The following is a 23,046-nucleotide window of genomic DNA, read 5'->3' on the forward strand; positions in this document are numbered from 1 at the left end:
GGCGGGTCAGCCGAGCAGGACGACCTCGACGTCGGTGCCGGGCTCGACGGACTCCACGTCCTCGGGCACCACGATCAGCGCGTCGGCGTGGGCCAGGGCCGCGACCAGGTGCGACCCTGCGCCGCCCACGGCGGTCACCTCGCCGTCGGCGTACGCCCCGCGCAGGAACTGCCTGCGCCCCCTGGGCGAACCCAGCGCCTTGTCGGCCCGGAGGGTCGCCGTGGTGCGGGGCCGGTGCACGTCGCCTAGGCCCATCAGGGTGCGGATGACCGGGCGGACGAAGAGCTCGAAGGAGACGTACGACGACACGGGGTTGCCCGGAAGGGCCAGCAGGGGCGTGTGGTCGGGGCCGATGGAGCCGAAGCCCTGGGGCTTGCCGGGCTGCATGGCGAGCTTGCGGAAGTCGACGCCGGCGCCCGGCTCGTCCACGTCGCCGACATGCGCCAGCGCCTCCTTGACGACGTCGTACGCCCCCACGCTGACCCCGCCGGTGGTGACCATCAGGTCGGCGCGGACGAGCTGGTCCTCGATGGTGGAACGGAGCGTCTCGGCGTCGTCCACGACGGCGCCCACCCGGTAGGCGATCGCGCCCGCGTCCCGGGCGGCGGCGGTGAGGGCGAAGCTGTTGGAGTCGTAGATCTGCCCGCTGCCGAGTCCCTCGCCCGGCTGGACGAGCTCGCTGCCGGTGGACACGACGACCACGCGCGGGCGCGGGCGCACGCGTACCGTGCCGTGGCCGATCGCGGCGAGCAGCGCGATCTGCGGCGGGCCGAGGACGGTGCCGGCCGCCAGGGCGAGGTCGCCGGCCTTCACGTCGCTGCCACGCGCGCGTACGTGCGCGCGTGCCTCGGCGGGCCGGTGCACGCGCACGTGCCCCTCGGCTCCCTCGGGCGCGAGGCTGCGCGCCCGCATCCCGGCGACCGGTCCCGCGCCGAGCCCGCCGTCGGTCCACTCCACGGGGACCACGGCCTCGGCGCCGGGCGGCAGCGGGGCGCCGGTCATGATGCGGGCCGCCTGACCAGGGCCCACCGGGGTCAGCTCGGCCGCGCCCGCCGCGACGTCCCCGACGACCTCCAGGACGGCCGGGAACTCCTCGCTCGCGCCCGCCACGTCCGCGACCCGTACCGCGTAGCCGTCCATGGAACTGTTGTCGAACGGCGGCAGCGAGACCGGCACCATGACGTCGTCGACCAGGACGCAGCCCTGGGCGTCGAGCAGTTGCAGCTCGATGGGGTCCAGGGGGCGGACGGTGGTGAGGATGTCCTCCAGGTGCTCGTCCACCGACCACAGGCGGTCCGGGCCGGCGGGGCGGGTCGCGGCGCTGCTCAACTCTGCTGCATCTCCTCGGCTACGTAACTGCGAAGCCAGGTCCGGAAGTCCGGGCCCAGGTCTTCACGTTCGCACGCGAGCCGGACAATGGCACGCAGGTAGTCGCCGCGGTCGCCGGTGTCATAGCGGCGGCCCTTGAAGACGACGCCGTGCACGGGACCGCCGACCTTCTCGTCCTGGGCGAGCTGCTGGAGCGCGTCGGTGAGCTGGATCTCGCCGCCGCGGCCGGGCTCGGTGCGCCGCAGTATGTCGAAGACGTGCGGGTCGAGGACGTAGCGGCCGATCACCGCGTAGCTGGACGGGGCGTCCGCCGGGTCCGGCTTCTCGACCAGGCCGGTCACCTTGACGACGTCGCCGTCGGCGGTGGTCTCCACGGCGGCGCAGCCGTAGAGGTGGATCTGCTCGGGGTCGACCTCCATGAGCGCGATCACGCTGCCGCCGTGCTGCTCCTGGACCTCGATCATGCGCTGGAGCAGGGGGTCGCGCGGGTCGATCAGGTCGTCGCCGAGCAGGACGGCGAAGGGCTCGTGGCCCACGTGCGGGGCCGCGCAGAGCACGGCGTGGCCGAGGCCCCTGGGGTCGCCCTGGCGGACGTAGTGCATCGTGGCCAGGTCGCTGGACTCCTGCACCTTGGCCAGCCGGCCGGCGTCGCCCTTCTTCTGGAGCGCCGACTCCAGCTCGTAGTTGCGGTCGAAGTGATCCTCCAGCGGGCGCTTGTTGCGTCCGGTGATCATGAGGACGTCGTCGAGCCCCGCCGACACGGCCTCCTCGACCACGTACTGGATCGCCGGCTTGTCGACGACCGGCAGCATCTCCTTGGGAGTGGCCTTGGTGGCCGGCAGGAACCGGGTGCCGAGGCCTGCCGCGGGAATGACAGCCTTGCTGATCCTGGGGTGCGACTGAGTCATGTCCGCAACCTTATCCGGTGCCTTTGCGGAGAATCTGAGGCTCCGGTCAATTGGCACGCATATGTTCGGATTAAGAAGGGTGCGGGACGACCTGTGGAGCACGGTGGGTCTGGGGCCGAGAGTGACAAGCGAACGTTGCGCCGGGAATTCCTCGGGGTGAGGAACAGGTTGACGGCGGATGTCGTCGGGGAGGCGGCCGACGCGCTGGCCGGGCACGCCCTCGAACTGCCCGAGTTGGCGCGTGCACGCACGGTGGCGGCGTACGTCTCGGTCGAGAACGAGCCCGGCACGCTCCCGCTGCTGGACGCGCTGGTCGGGCGGGGGGTGCGCGTCCTGCTCCCCGTGCTCCTGCCGGACCACGACCTGGACTGGGGCGCGTACGCCGGGGAGGGCTCCCTGGTCCGCGTCCAACACGGCGGCAGGATGGCGCTGTTCGAACCTTCCGGTGAACGCCTCGGGCCGGACGCCGTGCTCGGCGCGGACGTCGTGCTGCTGCCGGGGCTCGCGGTGGACGCGCACGGGATGCGCCTGGGACGCGGCGGGGGGTCGTACGACCGGGTGCTGGCGCGGCTGGAGCGCGCGGGCGCACACCCGGCGCTGGTGGTGCTCCTGTACGACACGGAGGTCGTCGAACGGGTGCCCGCGCAGCCGCACGACCGGCCGGTGCGGGCGGTGGTGACGCCGTCGGGGGTGCGCCGGTTCCCGGCCGCCTGAGCCGCTCTCGATCCGGACGGGAACGCCCGACGGGAACGGCCGGCACGAACGGCCGACGGGAACGGCCCTCCACGCGTGCGTGGAGGGCCGTTTCACCGCGGGTGCCGTCGCGCTCAGGGCTTGAGGACGAGGGTGTCGCTGGTGCTCTGGTCGACCGCCTTGTCCGAGAAGGACCACGGGAGCAGTTCACCGGCGGCCCACTTGCCCGTCTGGTCGGTGTAGTGAGCGCTGAAGGCGTGTCCGGAGGCCCCGGTGAGGTTGATCCACTTGGACTTGTCGAGGTCGTCGAGGTTGACGATCATCCGCATGGAGGGGACCCAGACGACGCCGTAGCCGCCCGCCGCGTTCCAGCCGGTCGCGTCGACCGTGGCCTCGCCGCCGCTGAGCTTCCAGGGGCCGCGGTTGAGGACGTACTGGACGATGCTCGGACCGTCGGTGCCCAGCGTCTGGTTCTTCAGGAACAGACGGTGCAGCCGGCCCCAGCTCCAGGTGTCGATGTCCTTGCCCAGCTTGGCGGTGAGCTCCCAGCGGGCGTCGATCATGGCGCGCCGGAACAGCTGGTCCATGTTCTCGGCCTTGGGGCGGTCGCCCGCGCCCGCCGGCGTCTTCCACCAGTCGCTGTTCGGCTTCTCCATGAGGTTGCGGACCACCTCGAACCAGCGGTCGCCGCCGTCGGGCTGGGCCTGGTCGGCGTCGCGCTCGCCGCACTCGCGGACCTTGGTGTCGTCGTCCAGCGGACCGGTGCTGTCGATCTTGTCGACCCACAGGCACTGGCCCTTGACGCGCAGTTCCTTGGGCAGCTTGTTGCCGAAGGCGAGCTTGAGGATGTTGCGCCAGACCGCGTTGAAGTAGGCCGCGGCCGCGGAGTCGGCGTCCTGGGTGTAGTCCCAGCCCTCCAGGAGCTTCTGCGCCGCGCGCACGTCCTTGTCGTCGAGGTTGATCTTCAGCAGTCTGGGCACCAGCAGCTTGGCGATCTCGCTGCTGTTGTCCGTCTGCATCTGGCGCATGTCGTCGGTGGAGATCTTGCCGCCGTCCTTGATCTTCGACTCGATCAGGTCGGTGATGCGCTGGCTGCGGGTGCCGTACCCCCAGTCCGTGGTGAGCGTGTAGGGGTACTTGTCCTTGTCGATCACGGCCTGGTTGGCGGTGACGATGTAGCCGCGCTTCGGGTTGTACTCGTAGGGCAGTTCGTCCTGCTTGATGAACCCGGTCCACTTGTACTTGGAGTCCCAGCCCGGTGCCGGGATGGACCCGTCGTCGGCGGACGAGCGCGTGGGGATCTTCCCGGGCAGCGTGTAGCCGATGTTGTTCTTGGTGTCGGCGTAGATCAGGTTCTGCGAGGGCACGTCGAACTGGGCGGCCGCCTGGCGGAAGGAGTCCCAGTCGGACGCCTTGTCGAGGGCGAAGACGGCGTCCATGGTGGTGCCCGGGTCCAGGGCGGTCCACCTGAGGGCGATGCCGTAGCCGTCGCCGCGGTCGGGTGCGGCGGTGTCGACGGTGGCCCTCTTGCCGACCTGGACGAGTTCGTCGTCGCGGTCGGACAGCAGCGGCATGCCGTCGGCGGTCTGGCGCACGACGATCTGCTTGGACGCGCCGCCGGCGACCTTGATGGTCTCGGTGCGGGTGGTGAAGGGCTTGGTCGTGCCGTTGTACAGGTAGCCGTCGCCGGAGAGCTTCTCCAGGTAGAGGTCGGTGACGTCGACCCCGGAGTTGGTCATGCCCCAGGCGATGTCGCCGTTGTGGCCGATTATGACGCCCGGCATGCCGGCGAACGTGTAGCCGGTGACGTCGTACTGGCACTTGCTGGAGACCGTGGTGCAGTGCAGGCCCATCTGGTACCAGACGGACGGCAGTGACGCCGACAGGTGCGGGTCGTTGGCGAGCAGCGGCTTGCCGGTGATGGTGTACTGACCCCCGACGACCCACGAGTTGGAACCGATGCCCTGCCCGTTCACGCCGACGGCCGTGGGGACGTCGTCCAGGACGTTGTAGAGCCGCTCCAGCTGGCTCGTGACCGCCGAACCGCCGGACGACGAGGTGGTGGTGGTGCCACCGGTGCCCGCCGAGGTCCCGGAGCCGCTCGTGGAGCCGGTGGAGCCGGTGGAGCCGCCCTGCTGGAACGTCTTGGTGACCGCGTCGTACTGGCCTTCCTGGACGATCGGCTTGTTGCGGCTGTACGGGTAGTCCGGGTACAGGTCCTTGATCTGCTGCGGGCCGAGGCGGCTGGTCATCAGGGCGCGGTCGATCTCGTCCTGCATGTTGCCGCGCAGGTCCCAGGCCATCGCCTTCAGCCAGGAGACCGAGTCGACGGGGGTCCACTGCTCGGGCTTGTAGTCGTTGACGAACCCGAGGGCCGCGTACTCCAGGGAGATGTCCTTGCCGTCCTTGCCCTGGAGGTAGGCGTTGACCCCCTTGGAGTACGCCTGGAGGTACTTCTTCGTGGAGGCCGACAGCTTGGTGTCGTACTCCTCCTTCGCGACCCGGTCCCAGCCCAGGGTGCGCAGGAACTCGTCGTTCTTCACCTGGCCCTTGCCGAACATCTCGGACAGCCGCCCGGCGGTCATGTGGCGCCGCACGTCCATCTCGTAGAACCGGTCCTGCGCCTGGACGTAGCCCTGCGCCATGAACAGGTCCTCGTCGGACGAGGCATAGATCTGCGGGATGCCGTAGCCGTCGCGCTTGACGGTCACGGGCCCGGAGAGGCCGTCGAGCGTGAGGGAGCCCTTGGTCTGCGGGAAGGACGCGCGGACCGTGCTGACCGACCAGTACGCCCCGTAGAAGACGCCACCGATCACGGCCAGGACGAGCACCAGCACGAGGAGCCGGCCTCTGCGCCCCTTCTTCCTGCCGGACTTGCCAGGCTTGTCACCCGTTGTGGCGGTGGTGTTGGGGGGCATCGCTGTCCTTGCTGTCCTAACGCGAGCGGCAGGCGGGCATGTGCTTTTGACTGAGCGCTGGAGCAACCATAGGCGCAGGGCCTCACGCCACTTGACGCGGAGTGGGGAACCGGCGGGCATGGGCGTTCGATCTTGCCTCGCGAAGCGTCAAGAAAGCGTCAAGAGTTAGGTAAGGTAACGAAGTACTTGGGTGCGTTCTGCCGCACTCTCGGTCCTGTGTACGTGCGCTTCCGCGTCGCCCGCGCGCGAGCCAAGGAAGGGAACCGCCGCTGACTGTCCACCACCTCAACCAGCTCCTGCTCGTCTGCTCCATGGTCCTGCTCGTCGCCGTCGCGGCCGTCCGGATCTCCTCGCGCAGCGGGCTCCCCAGCCTGCTCGTGTACCTGGGGATCGGTGTCCTCATGGGCCAGGACGGCATCGGCGGCATCCACTTCGCCGACGCGGAACTGACCCAGGTCATCGGGTACGCGGCCCTGGTCGTGATCCTGGCCGAGGGCGGCCTCGGCACGAAGTGGAAGGAGGTCGAGCCCGTCCTGGCGTCCGCCTCCGTGCTGGCGCTGGTCGGGGTCGGGGTGAGCGTCGGCGTCACCGCCGCGGGCGCGCACTACCTGGTCGGGCTGGAGTGGCGGCAGGCGCTGATCATCGGCGCGGTGGTGTCCTCGACGGACGCGGCGGCGGTGTTCTCGGTGCTGCGGCGCATTCCGCTGCCCGCGCGGGTGACGGGCACCCTGGAGGCGGAGTCCGGCTTCAACGACGCCCCGGTGGTCATCCTGGTCGTCGCCTTCTCCACCGCGGGACCGGTCGCGCAGTGGTACCTGCTGCTGGGCGAGATAGCCATGGAGCTGGCCATCGGCGCGGGCATCGGCCTCGCGGTCGGCTGGCTGGGCTCCTGGGGCCTCAGGCGCGTCGCCCTGCCCGCCTCCGGCCTGTACCCGATCGCCGTGATGGCCATCGCGGTCACCGCGTACGCGGCCGGCGCGCTGGCGCACGGCAGCGGCTTCCTCGCGGTCTACCTGGCCGCCATGATGCTCGGCAACGCCAAGCTGCCGCACTGGCCGGCCACCCGCGGGTTCGCCGAGGGGCTCGGCTGGATCGCCCAGATCGGCATGTTCGTCCTGCTCGGTCTGCTGGTCACCCCGCACGAACTCGGCGACGACATCGTGCCCGCCCTCGTCATCGGGCTGGTGCTCACCATGGTGGCGCGGCCGGTGAGCGTGGTCGCCAGCCTCGCGCCGTTCCGGGTGCCCTGGCCGGAGCAGATCCTGATGTCCTGGGCCGGGCTGCGCGGCGCCGTGCCCATCATCCTGGCGACCATCCCCATGGTGAACGGCGTCGACACCAGCCATCGGATCTTCAACATCGTCTTCGTCCTGGTCGTCGTCTACACCCTCGTCCAGGGACCGACCCTGCCCTGGCTGGCCCGCAAGCTGCGGCTCGGCGAGGGCCCGGAGGCCGCCGACCTCGGGATCGAGTCCGCGCCCCTGGAGCGGCTGCGCGGGCACCTGCTGTCCGTCTCGATCCCCGAGGGATCCCGCATGCACGGCGTGGAGATCAACGAGCTGCGGCTGCCCGCCGGGGCCGCCGTCACCCTCGTCGTCCGCGAAGGAAAATCGTTCGTCCCGCTGCCCGCGACGGTGCTGCGGCGCGGGGACGAACTGCTCGTGGTCGCCACCGACCCGGTACGGGACGCGGCCGAGCGCCGGCTGCGCGCGGTCGGCCACGGCGGCAAGCTGGCGGGCTGGCTGGGCACGAACGGGACGGCGGGCGCACGTTAAAGGCGTGTTTCGGATGGTTCACACCTCGGGCAATCCCAGGTGAGCGAGCCTTAGGGTGCCCGTTTTCACAGGTGTACCGGGCCTTCCCGCCTGTAGGATGAATGCACCCTGATCGAACCAACTCTGCCTGACGCAGAGCTGGCGCGACCGTATGGCGGCCGGACCGCTCCTCGCAGCGGACGCCGGTATCTACCGCAGTTCCGCGCAAGAGGACAGCTCTCGGCGCCCCCCGCACGGGCGCGCTACCAGGCGGCAGAAAGGCACGGGCCGTGGCATCCACGGTCACCACCGAGCCGTCCGGGAACCCGGCGGCCCCGTCCCGCCCGGGATACGGCCGGCTGCTGCGCACCCGCGGCGCCTGGACGTTCCTGCTCCCCGGCTTCGCCGCGCGCCAGCCGTTCGCGATGCTCACCATCTCCATCGTGCTGCTCGTGCAGCACACCACGGGCTCGTACGGCGCCGCGGGCGCCGCCGCGGCGGTCACCGGTGTCTCCATGGCGCTCTTCGCGCCCTACAGCGGCCGCCTGGCCGACCGCTACGGGCAGCGCGCGGTGCTGGTCCCCGGCGTGCTCGTGCACACGCTGTCGGGCCTCGCCCTGACGGCGCTCGCGCTGGCCCACGCGCCCCTGTGGGCCGTGTTCGCGGCCGCCGTGCCGACCGGCGCCTCGGTGCCGCAGATCGGCCCCATGGTGCGCGCCCGCTGGGGCGTCAAGCTGCAGGACTCCCCGCTGATGGCCACCGCGGCGGCCTTCGAGTCCGTCACCGACGAGCTCACCTTCGTGGTCGGCCCGCTGCTCGCGACCGCCCTGTGCACCACCGTCGCCCCGGCCGCCGGCCTGGTCACCGAGGCCGCGCTCACCCTGGCCGGCGGTCTGCTGTTCGCCGCCCGCAAGAGCACCCAGCCCCAGGTGACCGGCACCGGCCACGCGCGCGTGCGGCACCCCTCGGCGCTCCGCGTCCCCGGCGTGCGCGTGCTGGTCGTCGCCTTCCTGGGCATCGGCTCCGTCTTCGGCGGCATGCAGGTCTCCCTCGCCGCGTTCACCGAGTCGATCGGCGAGCCCGGTCTGAACGGCGTCCTGTACGGCACCTTCGCCGCGGGCAACATGCTGTCGGGCATCGTCTGCGGCGCGCTCGCCTGGAAGGCCGCCCCGCACCGCCGTCTCGTCGTCGGCTACGCGGCGCTCGCGCTGACCGCGTCGGCGCTGTGGACGTCCCACTCGGTGCCGGTCCTGGCCGGTCTCGGCCTGCTGGTAGGCATGTGCATCGCCCCCGCGCTGATCACCGGCTACACGCTGGTCGAGAGCCTGGTCCCGGCCGGCGCCCGCACGGAGGCGTTCACCTGGCTGACCGGCGCGGTGGCGCTCGGCCAGGCGGCGGCGGTCACGGTCGCCGGGCAGCTGGAGGACCGGCTGTGGGGCGGCTCCGGGTTCCTGGTGCCGATGACCGGCACCGTACTGGCCCTGGCGACCCTCGTGGCGCTGCGTTCCCGGCTGGTCGGCCGGTCCCGGAACCGTACCGTCGCGCGTGGCGTCGGTCACCGCGTGCCCGTGACGGTGGACTGATCCTCAGGAATACGTCACTATGGACCGTCGTTAGCACTCATCGAGTGAGAGTGCCAGGAGGAAGACAGTGCCGACGTACCAGTACCAGTGCACCGAGTGCGGCGAGGGCCTCGAGGCGGTGCAGAAGTTCACCGACGACGCCCTGACCGAGTGCCCGAACTGCGGTGGCCGCCTGAAGAAGGTGTTCTCCGCCGTCGGCATTGTCTTCAAGGGCTCGGGCTTCTACCGCAATGACAGCCGCGGCTCCTCGTCGAGCAGCAGCCCCGCGTCGAAGTCGGGCTCCGCGTCGTCGAGCACGTCGTCCGAGTCGAAGTCGTCCGAGTCGAAGTCGTCGACGTCCTCGGCGTCGTCCGCGTCCGGCTCGGCCAGCAGCTCCGCCGCCTGAGACCTCGTCCCCCGTACCCCGCCGTCGCTCGACGGCGGGGTACAGGGCGCTCCCGGACACCGGCTCCGGCCCGCTCGGGCGGCCAGCTAGGGTGCTGCGCATGGTGAACGCAGAGATCGGCGTAATCGGCGGTTCCGGCTTCTACTCGTTCCTCGACGACGTGACCGAGATCCAGGTCGACACCCCCTACGGGCCGCCCAGCGACTCCCTCTTCCTCGGCGAGATCGCCGGCCGCCGGGTCGCCTTCCTGCCCCGCCACGGACGCGGGCACCACCTGCCGCCGCACCGCATCAACTACCGGGCCAACCTCTGGGCACTGCGCTCGGTGGGCGTGCGCCAGGTGCTCGGCCCGTGCGCGGTGGGCGGTCTGCGCCCAGAGTACGGTCCCGGCACCCTGCTCGTGCCGGACCAGCTGGTGGACCGCACGAAGTCACGGGCCCAGTCGTACTTCGACGGGCTGCCGCTGCCCGACGGCACCGTGCCGAACGTCGTGCACGTCTCCCTGGCCGACCCCTACTGCCCCACCGGCCGGGCAGCGGCCCTGAAGGCGGCGCGCGGCCGGGAGTGGGAGCCGGTGGACGGCGGCACCCTGGTGGTGGTCGAGGGGCCGCGCTTCTCGACCCGCGCCGAATCGCTGTGGCACCAGGCGCAGGGCTGGTCGGTGGTGGGCATGACCGGCCACCCGGAGGCGGCGCTCGCCCGGGAACTGGAGCTCTGCTACACGTCGATGACGCTGGTCACGGACCTGGACGCGGGCGCCGAGACCGGCGAGGGTGTCTCGCACGACGAGGTGCTGCGGGTGTTCGCGGCCAACGTGGACCGGCTGCGGGGCGTGCTGTTCGACGCGGTGGCGGCCCTGCCGGACAACGCCGCACGGGACTGCCTGTGCACGAACGCGCTCGGCGGCATGGATCCGGGCTTCGCGATGCCGTGACGCGGGCGCTTTCCCTGGGCCGGGCCGGGAGGGGATCCCTCGGGCGGGCCGGGACGGGACCCCTCGGGCGGGCTGAGACAGGACGCCTCGGGCAGGCCGGGACAGGACCCCCGGGCGGGCCGGGAGGGGATCCCTCGGGCGGGCCGGGACGGGACCCCTTGGGCGGGCTGAGACAGGACGCCTCGGGCAGGCCGGGACAGGACCCCCGGGCGGGCCGGAACAGGACCCCTCGTGCGGGTGGCCGAGTTGTCCACAACCGGCCGGTAGCCCACCGGCGCCGACGGGTTCGGGCACGAGACCTCATCGTGGTCTCGCAAGCCGATTCCCCGTCGCAGGTGGTGACCGCCATGTCCGTTCCCCCGTCCCCCTACCCCACCCTCACCCCTCCCCTGCGTGTCCCGCGCCCACTGGGCACGGACGCCCCCGCCACCTGCGAGGTCCCGTACTTCGAACCGGTGCGGGTGCGCGGCGGGCGGTACCGGCCGCTCCGGCTGCTGCTCCATCCCGGGCGGGCCCTCGCGGCCGGCCTCGCGATCACCGCGGCGGCGCTGGTCGCGGCGGGGCCACGCGCCGCCACCGACCCGCCGCACGCCGAGCGGCCCCGCGGCCACCCCGCCGCCGGTCAGACGGCGCGCCGGCACACCCCGCCCGTCGACATGGTGACGGCGCCGGTCCGGATCGCCGACGCGGCCACCGTCCGGCTGCTGCACCCCGGCGACCGGGTGGACGTCATCGCCGCCGGGGATCCCGCGGCGGGCGGCCGGGCCCGGGTGATCGCACGCGGGGTGCGCGTGACGAAGCTGCCGGAGCCGGTCGACGCGGCGGCGGAGAGCGGGGCGCTGGTCGTCCTCTCGGTCCCGCGCGCCACCGCGGCCGGGCTGGTCGGCGCGAGCGCCACGGCACGGCTGGGGGTGACGTTGTGCTGAACACCCTGGGGAGATTTCTGGGCCGAATCCTGTCAAGTCGCTCGTTCGAGCTACCGGGTAGGGCGCAATGGCCGCATGCTGACGTAGGTTGCGGAGCGTCTTGTTCCACACCCTGTGCATGCGAGGAGAGTCCCCGAGGTGAGCGCGAAGAAGGAACCGAGTGTCTGGCAGGGCTTCAAGGCCTTCCTGATGCGCGGCAACGTCGTCGATCTGGCAGTCGCGGTGGTCATCGGCGCCGCCTTCACGAACATCGTCAACTCGGTGGTGAAGGGGATCATCAATCCGCTGGTCGGGGCGATCGGCACGACGAGCCTCGACAACTACAGCTCGTGCCTGACCTCGTCGTGCCAGGGACACCACGGCATCCGGCTGATGTGGGGCTCGGTCCTCGGCTCCGCGCTGAACTTCGTGATCACCGCGGCGGTCGTGTACTTCCTGATGGTCCTGCCGATGGCGAAGTACCTGGCCCGGATCGAGGCCCGCCGCCGGGCCCGCGAGGGCACGCACGAGGTGGTCGAGGTGACCGAGCTGGAGGTGCTGAAGGAGATCCGCGACGCCCTGGTCGCACAGCGCGGAAGCGGTCACGACGCACGCTAGCCGGACCGCCGCGGGTGGACCGGGCGGCTCAGAGGTGGTGGGGCGGCTTCTCGTCGAGGAAGCGCTTGAGGTCGGCGGCCGGGTCGCCCTCCGGGCGGTCGCCCCAGCCGCGGTCCGTGTCGTCCGAGGACTGCCGGTCGAGCGGGTCGTCGAAGATCAGCGCGGCCTTCGGCTCGCGCGGCTCTGGCTCGGAGGCGGTACTCATGCGTCAAGAGTACGGCCCGCCCAACGCGGGCCCGCCCACTCCCGGTCCACCCACCCCGGACCCCTCCACGCCCGCAGATCCGGTCCGCCCACATGGGGCCCGCCCGCTGCCGGTCCGGCTACCCCCAGCCCGCCCACTCCCGGTCCACCCAACCCGGTCCGCCCTCTCCTGGGCCCGTCGGGTCGGCCTGGTGGCGGCTCTCGCGGGACCCCGCGCGCGATGTCGCCGGAATTTTCTGCTCTGCTGGGGGCATGACGTCGAGTTCTGCCCCGGCGCCCGCCTCCCCGGGCGCGCCCCAGCCCCTCCGGCCGCTGCGCCGCCTGACCGCACGGGGGCGCGAGGAGTCCCACCGGGTCTCCTCGCCACTGGAACTCTTCTTCGACCTGTGCTTCGTGGTGGCCATCGCCCAGGCGGGCTCGGGACTGGTGCACGCGGTCGCCGCGGGCCACGCGGGCGAGGGCGTCCTGAACTACGCGATGCTGTTCTTCGCCATCTGGTGGGCCTGGATGAACTTCACCTGGTTCGCCTCGGCCTACGACAACGACGACGCCCTCTACCGGGTCGTCACCCTGCTCCAGATCGCGGGCGTGCTGGTGCTGGCGGCCGGTGTCTCGCGGGCCTTCGCGGACCGCGACTTCGCACTGGTCCTGATCGGTTACGTGATCATGCGGATGGCACTCGCCTCGCAGTGGCTGCGCGCCGCGCGGGGGGCCGAGGGGCCGGAGCGGACCATGGCGCTCCGGTACGCGGGCGGGGTGCTGCTCTGCCAGGTCGGCTGGGTCGGTCTCGTGGCGCTGCCGGCGCCCGCGCGCCCCTGGGTGTTCCTGGTGATGGCGATCGCCGAGCTGTGCGTGCCGGTGTACGCGGAGAAGAACCACAGCACCTCCTGGCACCCGCACCACATCGCCGAGCGCTTCGGGCTGTTCACGATCATCGTGCTGGGCGAGACGATCTCGGCGGCGACGGTGGCCGTGAGGTCGGCGGTGGCCGAGCACGACGCGTTCGCCGAGCTGCTGCCGATCGCGGCGGGCGGCCTGCTGATCGTCTTCTCGGCGTGGTGGATCTACTTCGTGGTGCCGATCCACGGTCATCTGCGATCCAACCGGCAGTCCTTCCTGTGGGGGTACGGCCACTACCTGATCTTCGCGTCGGCGGCCTCGATCGGCGCGGGGATCGAGGTGGCCGTGGAGGAGGCGGTCGGCAAGGCGCACATCTCGACGTCGGCCGCCTCGGCAGCCGTGACCGTGCCGACCGCGCTGTACCTGCTGACCGTGTGGGCGCTGCACTCACGCCACTTCAAGGTGGGGCTCGCCCAGCAACTGGTGCTGCCGGTCACGGCGCTGCTGGTGCTCTGCTGCACCTTCCTGGGCGGCTGGGCGGTGCCGGCGGCGGGCCTGGTGTCGGCGGCCGCGGTGGCCACGGGCACGACCCTGACGGCGCGCACGGCCGGCCGCGGGCGCCCGGCGGACGCCGCCGCTGCCGCCTCCTGACCGGTCCGGGATCGTGCTGGGCCAGACTGGCCGTCATGACAGTTGACGCACTGACGGACGTGGCCGGGCTGCGGGTGGGACACGCCACGCGCACCGGCGACGGATGGCTCACCGGTACCACCGTCGTCCTCGCCCCGGAGGGGGGTGCGGTCGCCGCCGTGGACGTGCGCGGTGGCGGGCCGGGCACCAAGGAGACGGACGCGCTCGACCCGCGGAACCTGGTGCAGCGGGCGGAGGCGGTCGTGCTCACGGGCGGGAGCGCGTACGGGCTGGACGCGGCGTCCGGGGTGATGGCCTGGCTGGAGGAGCGGGGGCGCGGGGTGCGGGTGGGTCCGGATCCGGCGCATGTGGTGCCGGTGGTGCCCGCCGCCTGCGTCTTCGACCTGGGGCGGGGCGGTGACTTCCGGGCCCGCCCGGACGCGGCGACGGGACGGGCGGCGGTCGAGGACGCCGCGGCGAGCGCGCCGGGGGCACCGGTGCGGCAGGGCTGCGTGGGGGCGGGCACGGGGGCCGTGGCCGGGGCACTGAAGGGTGGGGTGGGCAGTGCGAGCGCCGTGCTGGCCTCGGGGATCACGGTGGCCGCGCTGGTGGTGGCCAACGCCGCCGGCGAGGTGCTGGATCCCGGGACGGGGGTGCTGTACGGGGAGCTGTTCCACGGGCGCGTGACGTACCCCGAGGGCCGGGTGCACGAGGCGGCGCGGCGGCGGCTCGCCGAGACCGCCGCCGCGAACGGGCTCCCGCCGCTGAACACCACCCTCGCCGTCGTCGCGACCGATGCCGAACTGTCCAAGGCGCAGGCGCAGAAGCTGGCCGGGACGGCGCACGACGGGATCGCGCGGGCGGTGCGGCCGGTGCACCTGCTGCACGACGGGGACACGGTGTTCGCCCTGGCGACGGGGGCCCGCCCGCTGGACACGAGCCCGCTCGCGCTCAACGAGATCCTCGCGGCCGGCGCGGACCTGGTGACCCGCGCGATCGTGCGCGCGGTACGGGCCGCCGAGCCGGTGGACGGGCCGGGCGGGACCTGGCCGTCGTACGGCGAGTTGTACGGGGAGCCGTCCGCAGGGCGCTGACGTCGAGGTGAGGGGGCCGGGTCCCGAACCTCCCGCCGTTCGGGCACCAGGGCACCAGCCACGGCTGTGCGGGGCTCGCGCACGTGCAGGGCGCCCAGGGCGACAGGACGGCCCACTGGTTCTACGACAACTCGCTCGTCGGGGGCGCGACGGGTGGACCCTGCCGTGGAGCGAGTGGAAGGCCGGAAGTGCCTTCTGAACGGCGGCTTTTGACGGATCGTCGGGCCGCGCGGAAACTTTTCGCGCGGCCCCCGCGTTTTCCCGGCATACGTTTTCTCGGTTCCCGGACACGATGTCCGGCCGAGGGGCTACGGTATGCACCCACAAGGTGACATGCAGCAACGCCGGGAGAAACCTTGAGCGTTCCGTACGGGACGGCAGCGTACGAACCAGCCGAGTCGCCCGAGTCTCCGGAGGAGCATCTCGCGCGGCTCCTCGGCCGTGCCCTGAACTCCTTCGAACTGCCCGACGAGGCCGTAAGGCAGCTGGACTGCGCGCTGGCGCACGACAGTTCGCTGCACTCCGCGCACCACAGCGCGGGGCTGCACCGGGAGACGTACCGGCACACCTGGCTGCTGGCCGACGGCTCGGCGGTCACCCTGTGGGAGCTCGTGCACAACACCGCGCCGGGCAGCGAGCCGCAGCACGAGGTGTACGTCGACGAGGAGGAGTTGCGGGCCGCGACCTCGCGGCTGCCGCTGCCGCCGGAGACCCCCGACTTCGAGCTGCCGGTCATGGTGACGCTGGCGCCGGTCCCGGAGCCCCGGCACCTGTACGTCCCGGACGACTCGGCGGACCACGCGCGCCGGCTGCTGCGCCGCGCGGAGAACCCCGACCGGCCGGACGCGCGGACGGCCGAGGTGCTGTCGACGGCGTTCGCGCACCAGATCACCCAGGCCTTCGGGCGGCCGGGACGGGCGGGCCGGCCGGGCCCGGCCTTCTCGCTCTACGAGCACGCGTTCCTGCTGCGGGACGGCCGGGAGCTGTCCCTGTGGGAGGTCGAGCACACGGCGACGCCGGACGGCCGGCACATGTGCGAGGTGTACCCGACGGAGGACGCGGCCAGGGACGCGATGGAGCGGCGGGTGGCGCGGCGCAGCTGAGCGTTCCGCGGGGACGTGCCGCGCTGCGGTCGTTCGTCCGCGGCACTGTCGCTCAGCGGCCGCTCAGGCGGTGCACCAGGCCGGCGAAGGCGTCCTGTTCGGCGGGGGTCAGTTCGACGGTCTCGCGCGGCGGAGCGGCCTGGAGCTGGTGCGGGAAGGCGGGGAGGGCGCGCGCGGCGTGCCGGGCGAGGGCCTCGCGGCGGTTGCGGCGCAGCAGGCGGGTCACGACGACCGCCCAGGCGACGGTCGCCAGGGTGAGCGCGACCATGCCGATCAGCTGGAGGGGCGAGACATGCGCGGGCATACGCCCCAGTACACACCACGGTCCGGGACTTTGGTCCCGGACCGTGACGTATCTCGCAGGTGCCGTGAACAGCTCACAGCGAATCAAAGGGGCACGGCGGCGACGCGGTGCGGGGGTCAGGCCGCGACCGGCTGCCGGTCCTCCTTCGCGGTGGCGGTCCGACCGGCGGCGGAGCCGTCCGCGGGGTTCTGCCGGGCCGGCTTGCGCAGGCCCTTCAGGAGGACGACCAGGGCCGTGGTGACACAGACGCCGACGGCGATGGCGATCAGGTAGAGGAACGGGTTGCCGATCAGCGGGACCACGAAGATGCCGCCGTGCGGGGCGCGCAGGGTGGCGCCGAAGACCATCGACAGGGCGCCGGTGATGGCGCCGCCGACCATGGAGGACGGGATGACGCGCAGCGGGTCGGCGGCCGCGAACGGGATCGCGCCCTCGGAGATGAAGGAGGCGCCCAGCACCCAGGCGGCCTTGCCGTTCTCGCGCTCGGTCTCGGTGAAGAGCTTGCCGCGCACGGTGGTCGCGAGGGCCATCGCCAGCGGCGGGACCATGCCGGCCGCCATGACCGCGGCCATGATCTTCATCGCGGAGTCACTGGGGTTGGAGACCGCGATGCCGGCGGTGGCGAAGGTGTACGCGACCTTGTTGACGGGGCCGCCGAGGTCGAAGCACATCATCAGGCCGAGCAGGGCGCCGAGCAGGACGGCGTTGGAGCCGGAGAGGCCGTTCAGCCAGTCGGTCATGCCCTTCTGGGCGGAGGCGATGGGCTTGCCGACCACGACGAACATCAGGAAGCCGACGACCGCCGTGGAGATCAGCGGGATGACCACCACCGGCATGATGCCGCGCAGCACCTTCGGGATGTCGATCTTCTGGATCGCCATCACCACGCCACCGGCCAGCAGACCGGCGACCAGGCCGCCGAGGAAGCCGGCGTTGATCGTGGAGGCGATCATGCCGCCCACGAATCCGGGGACCAGACCCGGCCGGTCGGCCATGCCGTAGGCGATGTAGCCCGCCAGGACCGGGACCAGGAAGCCGAAGGCGACGGCGCCGATCTGGAACATCAGGGCGGCCCAGCTGTCGGTCTGCGTCCACACGAAGTGGTTGAGCACCGACGGCGCCGACTTGATCTCGTAGCCGCCGATCGCGAAGCCGAGGGCGATCAGCAGACCGCCCGCCGCGACGAAGGGGACCATGTAGCTGACGCCGGACATCAGCCACTTGCGCAGCTTGGTGCCGTAGCCCTCGCCGGTCTCGCCCGCGCGCTCGACCGGCGTGGCCGGAGCGGAGCCGGAGGTGACCTCGCCGCGGGCCGCCTTCGCGCGGACCTCGCCGATCAGGTCGGCGGGCCGGTTGATGCCCGCCTTCACGCCGACGTCGACGGTCGGCTTGCCGGCGAAGCGTTCCTTCTCGCGGACGGGCACGTCGTGCGCGAAGATCACGGCGTCCGCCGCCGCGATGACCGCGGGGTCGAGCCGGGTGAACCCGGCCGAGCCCTGCGTCTCGACGACGAGGTCGACGCCCGCCTCGCGGCCCGCGTTCTCCAGGGACTCGGCCGCCATGTAGGTGTGGGCGATGCCGGTGGGGCAGGAGGTGACGGCGACGATGCGGAAGGGACGCTCGTCGGCCTGCGTGCCCGCGTCCTCGGTGGCCGCCGCGGTGCCGGCGGAGGCCGCCGCCGGCGCCGCAGCGGTGTTCTGGGGGGCGCTCGCGGAGTCCGCGGTGGCGCCGGCACCCGCCGCGCCGCCGGCGGTCGCCGTGCCGGACGCGCCGGACGCGGCACGCCCGCTCCCGGCCGTCGGCGCGGCCTCGGCGCGCCCTGCGGGGGTCTCGTCGCCCCGGATCAGCGCCGCCGCCGTCGCGGCGTCGGCCGCCGACCGGAGCGCGTCCGTGAACTCGCTGTTCATCAGCTGGCGGGCCAGCGAGGAGAGGATCGTGAGGTGGGCGTCGTCGGCGCCGGCCGGGGCCGCGATCAGGAAGATCAGGTCGGCCGGGCCGTCGGGGGCGCCGAAGTCGATCCCGGCGGCGCTGCGGCCGAAGGCGAGCGTCGGCTCGGTGACGTGGGCGCTGCGGCAGTGCGGGATGCCGATGCCGCCGTCGAGGCCGGTGGGCATCTGGGCCTCGCGGGCGGCCACGTCGGCGAGGAAGCCCTCCAGGTCGGTCACCCGGCCCTGGGCCACCATGCGCTCGGCGAGGGCGCGCGCCGCCGCTTCCTTGGTGTCGGCGGACAGGTCGAGATCGACCAGGTCCGCGGTGATCATGTCGCTCATCGCGGGCTCCTATGCACGCGTATCGCCCGGAGTGTGGGGTGGGCGGGGGTGGGGACGGGGGTGCCGTGGGGGGTGGGGTGGGAGACGGGGCCGGGGAAGCCCCGCCTCCCGGGGACGGCGGGGCGGCTCAGGGTGCCCCGTCGGCCCGTGGGCGCGGCGGGTAACGAGGGACCTCGCCGCTTCTGGGCCGGTTGTCGGCGGGCGGCGCCGGGGAGGAGCGCGGCCGCGCGGGTCGTCGGGTCCGCGGTGCGGGCGTTCATGACACCGGCTCCGTCAGTTCGCGGTCGACGGGGACGACGTCGGTGACGGTCACCGCCGTGGGGTCCAGGTCGGCCGGGGTGGGCATCACGCTGCCGGGCAGCTGGACGGCGGCGGCGCCGTGGGCGACGGCGGAGGCGAGGGCCTCGGGGCCGCGGCCGCCGGCGATGAGGAAGCCGGCGAGGGAGGAGTCACCGGCGCCGACGTTGCTGCGGACGGTGTCCACGCGGGCGCCGGCGAACCAGGCGCCCTCCTCCTCCACGAGCAGCTGGCCGTCGGCCCCCAGGCTGGCGAGGACGGCGTGCGCGCCCATGGTGCGCAGCTCCTCGGCCGCCTTCAGGGCGTCGCCCACCGTGGCCAGGGGGCGCCCGACGGCTTCCGCGAGCTCCTCGGCGTTCGGCTTCACCACGTCGGGGCGCGCGCGCAGCGCTTCGAGCAGCGCGCGCCCCGAGGTGTCCAGCGCGATGCGCGCGCCCCCGGCGTGTGCCCGGGTGACGACATCGGCGTACCAGGAGGGCGCGAGCCCGCGCGGCAGGCTGCCGCAGCAGGCGATCCAGTCGGCGCCGCGGGACTGCTCGCGCACGGTCTCCAGGAGCAGCTCCTGCTCCTCGGCGGAGAGTTCCGGGCCCGGTGCGTTGATCTTGGTGAGCACCCCGTCGGACTCCGCGAGGGCGATGTTGGAACGGGTGGCTCCGGCGACCGGGACCGGCGCGACCTCGATGCCCTGGGCGTCGAGCAGGTTGGCGATCAGGGCGCCCGGCGCTCCGCCCAGGGGCAGGACGGCGACCGTGCGGCGGCCGGCGGCGGCGACCGCACGGGAGACGTTCACGCCCTTGCCACCGGGGTCCATGCGCTCGCCGGAGGCGCGGATGACCTCGCCGCGCTCCAGGGCGGGGACCTCGTAGGTGCGGTCGAGGGAGGGGTTGGGGGTGACCGTGAGGATCACGCCCGTACCGGACTCGGGGCTCGTGGCGCTCGTGGTGCTCATGCTCGTACTACTTCCGTGCCGCCGCGCTCGATGGCGGTGGCGTCCTCGGGGCTCAGTCCGCTGTCGGTGATCAGCAGGTCCACGTCGGCCATGTCGCCGAAGCGGGCGAAGTGCTCCTGGCCGTGCTTGGCGGAGTCGGCGAGCAGGACCACCCGGCGGGCCGCGGCGACGGCCGCCCGCTTGACCGCCGCCTCGGCGAGGTCGGGGGTGGTCAGGCCCTGGTCGGCGGAGAAGCCGTTGGCGGCGACGAAGAGGACGTCGGCGCGGATCTCGCTGTAGGCGCGCAGCGCCCAGGCGTCCACGGCGGCGCGGGTACGGTGCCGTACCCGTCCGCCGACCAGGTGCAGCTGGATGCCGGGGTGGTCGGCGAGGCGGGCCGCGATCGGGAGGCTGTGCGTGACGACGGTGAGCGTCGCCTCCAGCGGGATGGCCGCGGCGAGGCGGGCGACCGTCGAACCGGCGTCGAGGATGAGGGTGCCCTCGGTGGGCAGCTCCGGGACGGCGGCCTTGGCGATGCGGTCCTTCTCGTCGGCCGAGGTGGACTCGCGTTCGGCCAGGTCCGGCTCGAAGTCGAGGCGCCCGGCCGGGATGGCACCGCCGTGCACCCGGCGGACGAGGCCGGCCCGATCGAGGGCCTTCAGGTCACGGCGGATCGTCTCCGCCGTGACCTGGAACTCCTCGGCGAGCGACACGACGTCCACCCGGCCGCCGTCACGGGCGAGCCGGAGGATCTCCTGCTGCCGCTCCGGTGCGTACATGCCCCTGTGCCTCCGCTCCACGGTACGTCCGCGTCCGGCAGGTGTCCGACTACGTCCGACTCATGCCCGAACTTGTGGTTTCACTGGGAGGCTACGCCCGGATTTCCGGAAAGTAAACAGGTTCGGGCAGGAGGCAGACACATCCGGGCACGGGGGTGGGAATCAGCCGTATCGCAGGTCCTTGATCCTCCGTTCGGCGGTGCTGATGGCGCGGGCCAGTTCGTGCCGGGCGGCCTCCTGCCGCATGGCCTGGACGAGCTGGGCGTGCAGTTCGGCAGCGGTGACCTTCAGGGCCGGGCCCGGCTCGGGCAGGGCGGTGGCGACGTAGGCGTCGACCCGGTGGGCGACGTCCGCCAGCTCGGGGCGGAGGGCCCCCGCGTGGTCGGCGATCCCCCTGATCATGTTGCCGGTCTGGGCGATGTCCTCGAAGTCGCCGGCTCGGCACGGTTTCCCGGCGAGGCGGCACTGGGCCTTGTAGAGGTCGGTGAGCCACTCGGCCGGCCGGTCGAGTTCGGCGTTGGCCTCGTCCCGGCGGCGGATCTTCCGCATCCAGGCGAAGACCTGTCTGTGGTGCCGGAGGGTGTAGGAGGCGAGGACACCCGTGACGAGAGCGGAGACGGTGCTCAGCAGGAGCGTGCCGGCGCCGGTGCCGATCGCCAGCGTGGTGGTGCTGGTCATCATGCGGTGATCCGTTCGGGGCGGAGCGTGAGCGGCGGAGGCCGGTGCGCCGGGCGGGGGAACGGCGCACCGGGGCAGGTCAGTGCCCGGCGGCGAGGTGGCGCAGCGCGTCGACGTCGTGGACGACGAACTGGCGGTACCGGGCCTCGATGATCCCGTGGTAACGCAGGGTGCGGATCGCGCTCTCCGTGGTGGAGGTGGCGAGCTGGAGGGCGGAGGCGATGTCCTTCTGGCTCGGGCCCGGGATGTTGGTGGAGTCCGTACGGGGGCCGGCGACGCCCGCGGTGTCGGCGAGGTGCGCCAGCAGTCCGCTGACGCGCTGCAGGGGCGGCCTGGTGACCAGGGTGTAGACGAGCTCGTCGCTGCGGCTGCGGTCCTCCAGGCTGCGCAGGAAGGCGAGCTGGATCTCGGGGCGCCGGCGCAGCAGGACGTTGAAGTGGCGGGCGCGGCAGGGGATGACCACGGTACGGGTCAGGCAGGTGGTGAGGACGGCGGAGCGGGGGTTGATGAGCTTGGCCTCGCCGACCAGTTGGCCGCCGCCGCGGAACCGCGTCACGGTGGGGCGGTTCTCCCCCTCGCCGAGCGGGAAGCGGTCCTGGCGGACGACGCCTTCCCAGATGATGTACACGTTCCGGTCGTCCGGTCCCAGCGGCAGGCGCTCGTCCCGCGCGTAGCTGCGGCTGCGCAGCTTCGCCTCCAGCAGGACGTGCCACTCGGCCGCGGACAGACGTTGCAGGAAGCTGCCCTCGGGTTTGTTCTCGTGCCCGAGGAGTAAGTCGATCGACCGGGCGGCATCGAGGGTCGAGGACATGGTCACTCCCCCGCGCCGGCAGCCGTGGCGGTGCGTGCCCCGGCGTACGCGCCCCGGGGCACGCGGTGGTGACGGCACGTCACGGGCGGGGCGCCGCAGGGGGGACGGCACGGCGGCAGAGGGACGCCGTCGTCGTTGACGGTACGCACTCGATTCTGATCCCTTTCTGTGCTGTTCTGAGAAGCCGCTGGTCAGCGGGTTCCGGTGGTGGGTCCGGCGGTTGCTCCGGCCTCCCCGTCCGGGAGGTGTGACAGCGCCCGGGTGGTGAGGCCGGGCGGGTGGGGACAGTTGAGCGAGATAAACCGTACCGCTCGCCGCAAGCGAAGAGCCAGTTGCGTTTCCGAAGGCGCCGCGAAGAATAGTGATCTTGCTGGAAACCCCTGCCGACGGGGCTTTGTTACAGAAGACCGACACACGATCCCGGCAGGCGTTCTCTTACCCTTCAAGAAATTCCGGAACCCGATTGCCGACGCTTTCCGCATACCTCCGCAGAGGCGTGCCGGAACTCTTCCCGGTGAGCGACATATGACATCCACGCATACCACAGGCAAAAACGAGAGGCCCCGGGGCACCACCCCCAGGACCTCCCGGAAAGGGTCCGGACCCACCAGGGATCAGACCGGTGCCCAGTAAACACCACGGACGGCCTTTAGGTCACTCCCCATCGGCCGACAAAGACCCCCCACCGGCCGACTCGCCGGACGAAAGCCCCGAGAGCGGGGAATCTCACGGACAGTGCACCGCTCCCGCACAGGCCGTCGGGACGCTCCATCCGGCCGCACTTTTTGCCCTCTTTATGCCCCCGGGGGCGCGCGCAACCGGGATCCCGGCGGAACACGACACCGCTATCAAGCGATTGCCATCGATCAAGAGCAAACAGATTCGGCCATCCAGACCGCTCCCCGCCGACGGCCCGCACGGCGACCCGGCCGGGCCGAAGCACCACCGGAAAAACCCGCACAGCGGGCCACCGCACCCCCGAATTTCCGGCTGCCGATGCGGCAATTCATTTCCGGGCGAAGGCCAATGCCGACAGAAAACACGGCGGTCGGCGGTGGGCGGCGGATTTCCGCGCGGAAAT

Annotated in this window: 20 protein-coding genes; 10 read left to right on the top strand and 10 right to left on the bottom strand. The window is 72.4% G+C overall.

Annotated elements, in window-relative coordinates:
- Positions 1-6 precede the first annotated feature (6 nt).
- On the bottom strand, positions 7-1,329 hold the full coding sequence (gene glp / locus AB0M11_RS07880) for a gephyrin-like molybdotransferase Glp (RefSeq protein ID WP_365702526.1): 1,323 nt from the start codon (positions 1,327-1,329) through the stop codon (positions 7-9).
- Complete coding sequence (gene galU / locus AB0M11_RS07885) at positions 1,326-2,237, bottom strand: UTP--glucose-1-phosphate uridylyltransferase GalU (RefSeq protein WP_361287254.1); 912 nt, start codon at positions 2,235-2,237, stop codon at positions 1,326-1,328. The genes glp and galU overlap by 4 nt, the downstream gene beginning before the upstream one ends.
- Before the next feature lie 168 nt (positions 2,238-2,405).
- On the opposite strand from galU, the gene AB0M11_RS07890 reads away from it, so the two are divergent.
- On the top strand, positions 2,406-2,951 hold the full coding sequence (locus AB0M11_RS07890) for a 5-formyltetrahydrofolate cyclo-ligase (RefSeq protein WP_365702528.1): 546 nt from the start codon (positions 2,406-2,408) through the stop codon (positions 2,949-2,951).
- Between the two features lie 113 nt (positions 2,952-3,064).
- On the opposite strand, the gene AB0M11_RS07895 is transcribed toward AB0M11_RS07890, so the two are convergent.
- On the bottom strand, positions 3,065-5,848 hold the full coding sequence (locus AB0M11_RS07895; protein WP_365702530.1) for a penicillin acylase family protein: 2,784 nt from the start codon (positions 5,846-5,848) through the stop codon (positions 3,065-3,067).
- A gap of 311 nt (positions 5,849-6,159) precedes the next feature.
- On the opposite strand from AB0M11_RS07895, the gene AB0M11_RS07900 reads away from it, so the two are divergent.
- From AB0M11_RS07900 to mscL, 6 genes are all read left to right on the top strand, one after another.
- Positions 6,160-7,623 (top strand): potassium/proton antiporter, encoded by a 1,464-nt coding sequence (locus AB0M11_RS07900; RefSeq protein WP_365702532.1) that lies wholly within the window; start codon positions 6,160-6,162, stop codon positions 7,621-7,623.
- Positions 7,624-7,892: 269 nt separating this feature from the next.
- The gene (locus AB0M11_RS07905; RefSeq protein WP_365702535.1) at positions 7,893-9,185 is read left to right on the top strand and encodes an MFS transporter; all 1,293 of its coding nucleotides are present in this window, start codon (positions 7,893-7,895) and stop codon (positions 9,183-9,185) included.
- Between the two features lie 67 nt (positions 9,186-9,252).
- Positions 9,253-9,570: an FmdB family zinc ribbon protein gene (locus AB0M11_RS07910; RefSeq protein ID WP_365702537.1), complete on the top strand. Its 318-nt coding sequence runs from the start codon at positions 9,253-9,255 to the stop codon at positions 9,568-9,570.
- 100 nt (positions 9,571-9,670) lie between these two features.
- Positions 9,671-10,504, top strand: coding sequence for an S-methyl-5'-thioadenosine phosphorylase (locus tag AB0M11_RS07915; RefSeq protein WP_365702539.1), 834 nt, complete (start codon positions 9,671-9,673; stop codon positions 10,502-10,504).
- A 347-nt stretch (positions 10,505-10,851) separates the two neighbouring features.
- Positions 10,852-11,430, top strand: coding sequence for a hypothetical protein (locus AB0M11_RS07920; protein WP_365702541.1), 579 nt, complete (start codon positions 10,852-10,854; stop codon positions 11,428-11,430).
- A 138-nt stretch (positions 11,431-11,568) separates the two neighbouring features.
- Positions 11,569-12,027, top strand: a complete 459-nt coding sequence (gene mscL, locus AB0M11_RS07925) for a large conductance mechanosensitive channel protein MscL (protein WP_365702543.1) — start codon at positions 11,569-11,571, stop codon at positions 12,025-12,027.
- A 28-nt stretch (positions 12,028-12,055) separates the two neighbouring features.
- Here mscL and AB0M11_RS07930 read toward each other — a convergent pair whose 3' ends face one another.
- Entirely contained in the window at positions 12,056-12,232 is a 177-nt protein-coding gene (locus AB0M11_RS07930; protein ID WP_365702545.1) for a hypothetical protein, read from the bottom strand.
- A gap of 251 nt (positions 12,233-12,483) precedes the next feature.
- On the opposite strand from AB0M11_RS07930, the gene AB0M11_RS07935 reads away from it, so the two are divergent.
- The 3 genes from AB0M11_RS07935 (at position 12,484) to AB0M11_RS07945 (ending at position 15,898) form a co-directional block, all read left to right on the top strand.
- Positions 12,484-13,722, top strand: coding sequence for a low temperature requirement protein A (locus tag AB0M11_RS07935; RefSeq protein WP_365702547.1), 1,239 nt, complete (start codon positions 12,484-12,486; stop codon positions 13,720-13,722).
- Positions 13,723-13,757: 35 nt separating this feature from the next.
- A complete protein-coding gene (locus tag AB0M11_RS07940; protein WP_365702549.1) occupies positions 13,758-14,795 on the top strand; it encodes a P1 family peptidase in 1,038 nt (345 codons plus the stop codon).
- A 356-nt stretch (positions 14,796-15,151) separates the two neighbouring features.
- Positions 15,152-15,898: a DUF6227 family protein gene (locus AB0M11_RS07945; protein WP_365702551.1), complete on the top strand. Its 747-nt coding sequence runs from the start codon at positions 15,152-15,154 to the stop codon at positions 15,896-15,898.
- Between the two features lie 52 nt (positions 15,899-15,950).
- On the opposite strand, the gene AB0M11_RS07950 is transcribed toward AB0M11_RS07945, so the two are convergent.
- The 6 genes from AB0M11_RS07950 to AB0M11_RS07975 all read right to left on the bottom strand — a co-directional run bounded on the left by AB0M11_RS07950 (position 15,951) and on the right by AB0M11_RS07975 (position 21,965).
- The gene (locus AB0M11_RS07950) at positions 15,951-16,202 is read right to left on the bottom strand and encodes a hypothetical protein (protein ID WP_365702553.1); all 252 of its coding nucleotides are present in this window, start codon (positions 16,200-16,202) and stop codon (positions 15,951-15,953) included.
- 116 nt (positions 16,203-16,318) lie between these two features.
- Complete coding sequence (locus tag AB0M11_RS07955; protein WP_365702555.1) at positions 16,319-18,472, bottom strand: fructose-specific PTS transporter subunit EIIC; 2,154 nt, start codon at positions 18,470-18,472, stop codon at positions 16,319-16,321.
- 256 nt (positions 18,473-18,728) lie between these two features.
- Complete coding sequence (pfkB, locus tag AB0M11_RS07960) at positions 18,729-19,676, bottom strand: 1-phosphofructokinase (protein WP_365702615.1); 948 nt, start codon at positions 19,674-19,676, stop codon at positions 18,729-18,731.
- 38 nt (positions 19,677-19,714) lie between these two features.
- Positions 19,715-20,476, bottom strand: coding sequence for a DeoR/GlpR family DNA-binding transcription regulator (locus AB0M11_RS07965; RefSeq protein WP_365702557.1), 762 nt, complete (start codon positions 20,474-20,476; stop codon positions 19,715-19,717).
- Positions 20,477-20,638: 162 nt separating this feature from the next.
- Positions 20,639-21,157, bottom strand: a complete 519-nt coding sequence (locus tag AB0M11_RS07970; RefSeq protein ID WP_365702559.1) for a hypothetical protein — start codon at positions 21,155-21,157, stop codon at positions 20,639-20,641.
- A gap of 76 nt (positions 21,158-21,233) precedes the next feature.
- Positions 21,234-21,965 (bottom strand): Crp/Fnr family transcriptional regulator, encoded by a 732-nt coding sequence (locus AB0M11_RS07975; RefSeq protein WP_365702561.1) that lies wholly within the window; start codon positions 21,963-21,965, stop codon positions 21,234-21,236.
- Between the last annotated feature and the right edge of the window lie 1,081 nt (positions 21,966-23,046).

It is taken from the genome of Streptomyces sp. NPDC051987, from assembly GCF_040680735.1.
GTDB lineage: Bacteria > Actinomycetota > Actinomycetes > Streptomycetales > Streptomycetaceae > Streptomyces.

Bases quoted from the DNA above. Each gene is read 5' to 3' on its own strand.
- galU (WP_361287254.1), bottom strand. From the start codon at position 2,237: ATGACTCAGTCGCACCCCAGGATCAGCAAGGCTGTCATTCCCGCGGCA.
- AB0M11_RS07895 (WP_365702530.1), bottom strand. From the start codon at position 5,848: ATGCCCCCCAACACCACCGCCACAACGGGTGACAAGCCTGGCAAGTCC.
- AB0M11_RS07900 (WP_365702532.1), top strand. From the start codon at position 6,160: ATGGTCCTGCTCGTCGCCGTCGCGGCCGTCCGGATCTCCTCGCGCAGC.
- AB0M11_RS07915 (WP_365702539.1), top strand. From the start codon at position 9,671: ATGGTGAACGCAGAGATCGGCGTAATCGGCGGTTCCGGCTTCTACTCG.
- AB0M11_RS07920 (WP_365702541.1), top strand. From the start codon at position 10,852: ATGTCCGTTCCCCCGTCCCCCTACCCCACCCTCACCCCTCCCCTGCGT.
- AB0M11_RS07930 (WP_365702545.1), bottom strand. From the start codon at position 12,232: ATGAGTACCGCCTCCGAGCCAGAGCCGCGCGAGCCGAAGGCCGCGCTG.
- AB0M11_RS07935 (WP_365702547.1), top strand. From the start codon at position 12,484: ATGACGTCGAGTTCTGCCCCGGCGCCCGCCTCCCCGGGCGCGCCCCAG.
- AB0M11_RS07940 (WP_365702549.1), top strand. From the start codon at position 13,758: ATGACAGTTGACGCACTGACGGACGTGGCCGGGCTGCGGGTGGGACAC.
- AB0M11_RS07950 (WP_365702553.1), bottom strand. From the start codon at position 16,202: ATGCCCGCGCATGTCTCGCCCCTCCAGCTGATCGGCATGGTCGCGCTC.
- AB0M11_RS07955 (WP_365702555.1), bottom strand. From the start codon at position 18,472: ATGAGCGACATGATCACCGCGGACCTGGTCGATCTCGACCTGTCCGCC.
- AB0M11_RS07965 (WP_365702557.1), bottom strand. From the start codon at position 20,476: ATGTACGCACCGGAGCGGCAGCAGGAGATCCTCCGGCTCGCCCGTGAC.
- AB0M11_RS07970 (WP_365702559.1), bottom strand. From the start codon at position 21,157: ATGATGACCAGCACCACCACGCTGGCGATCGGCACCGGCGCCGGCACG.
- AB0M11_RS07975 (WP_365702561.1), bottom strand. From the start codon at position 21,965: ATGTCCTCGACCCTCGATGCCGCCCGGTCGATCGACTTACTCCTCGGG.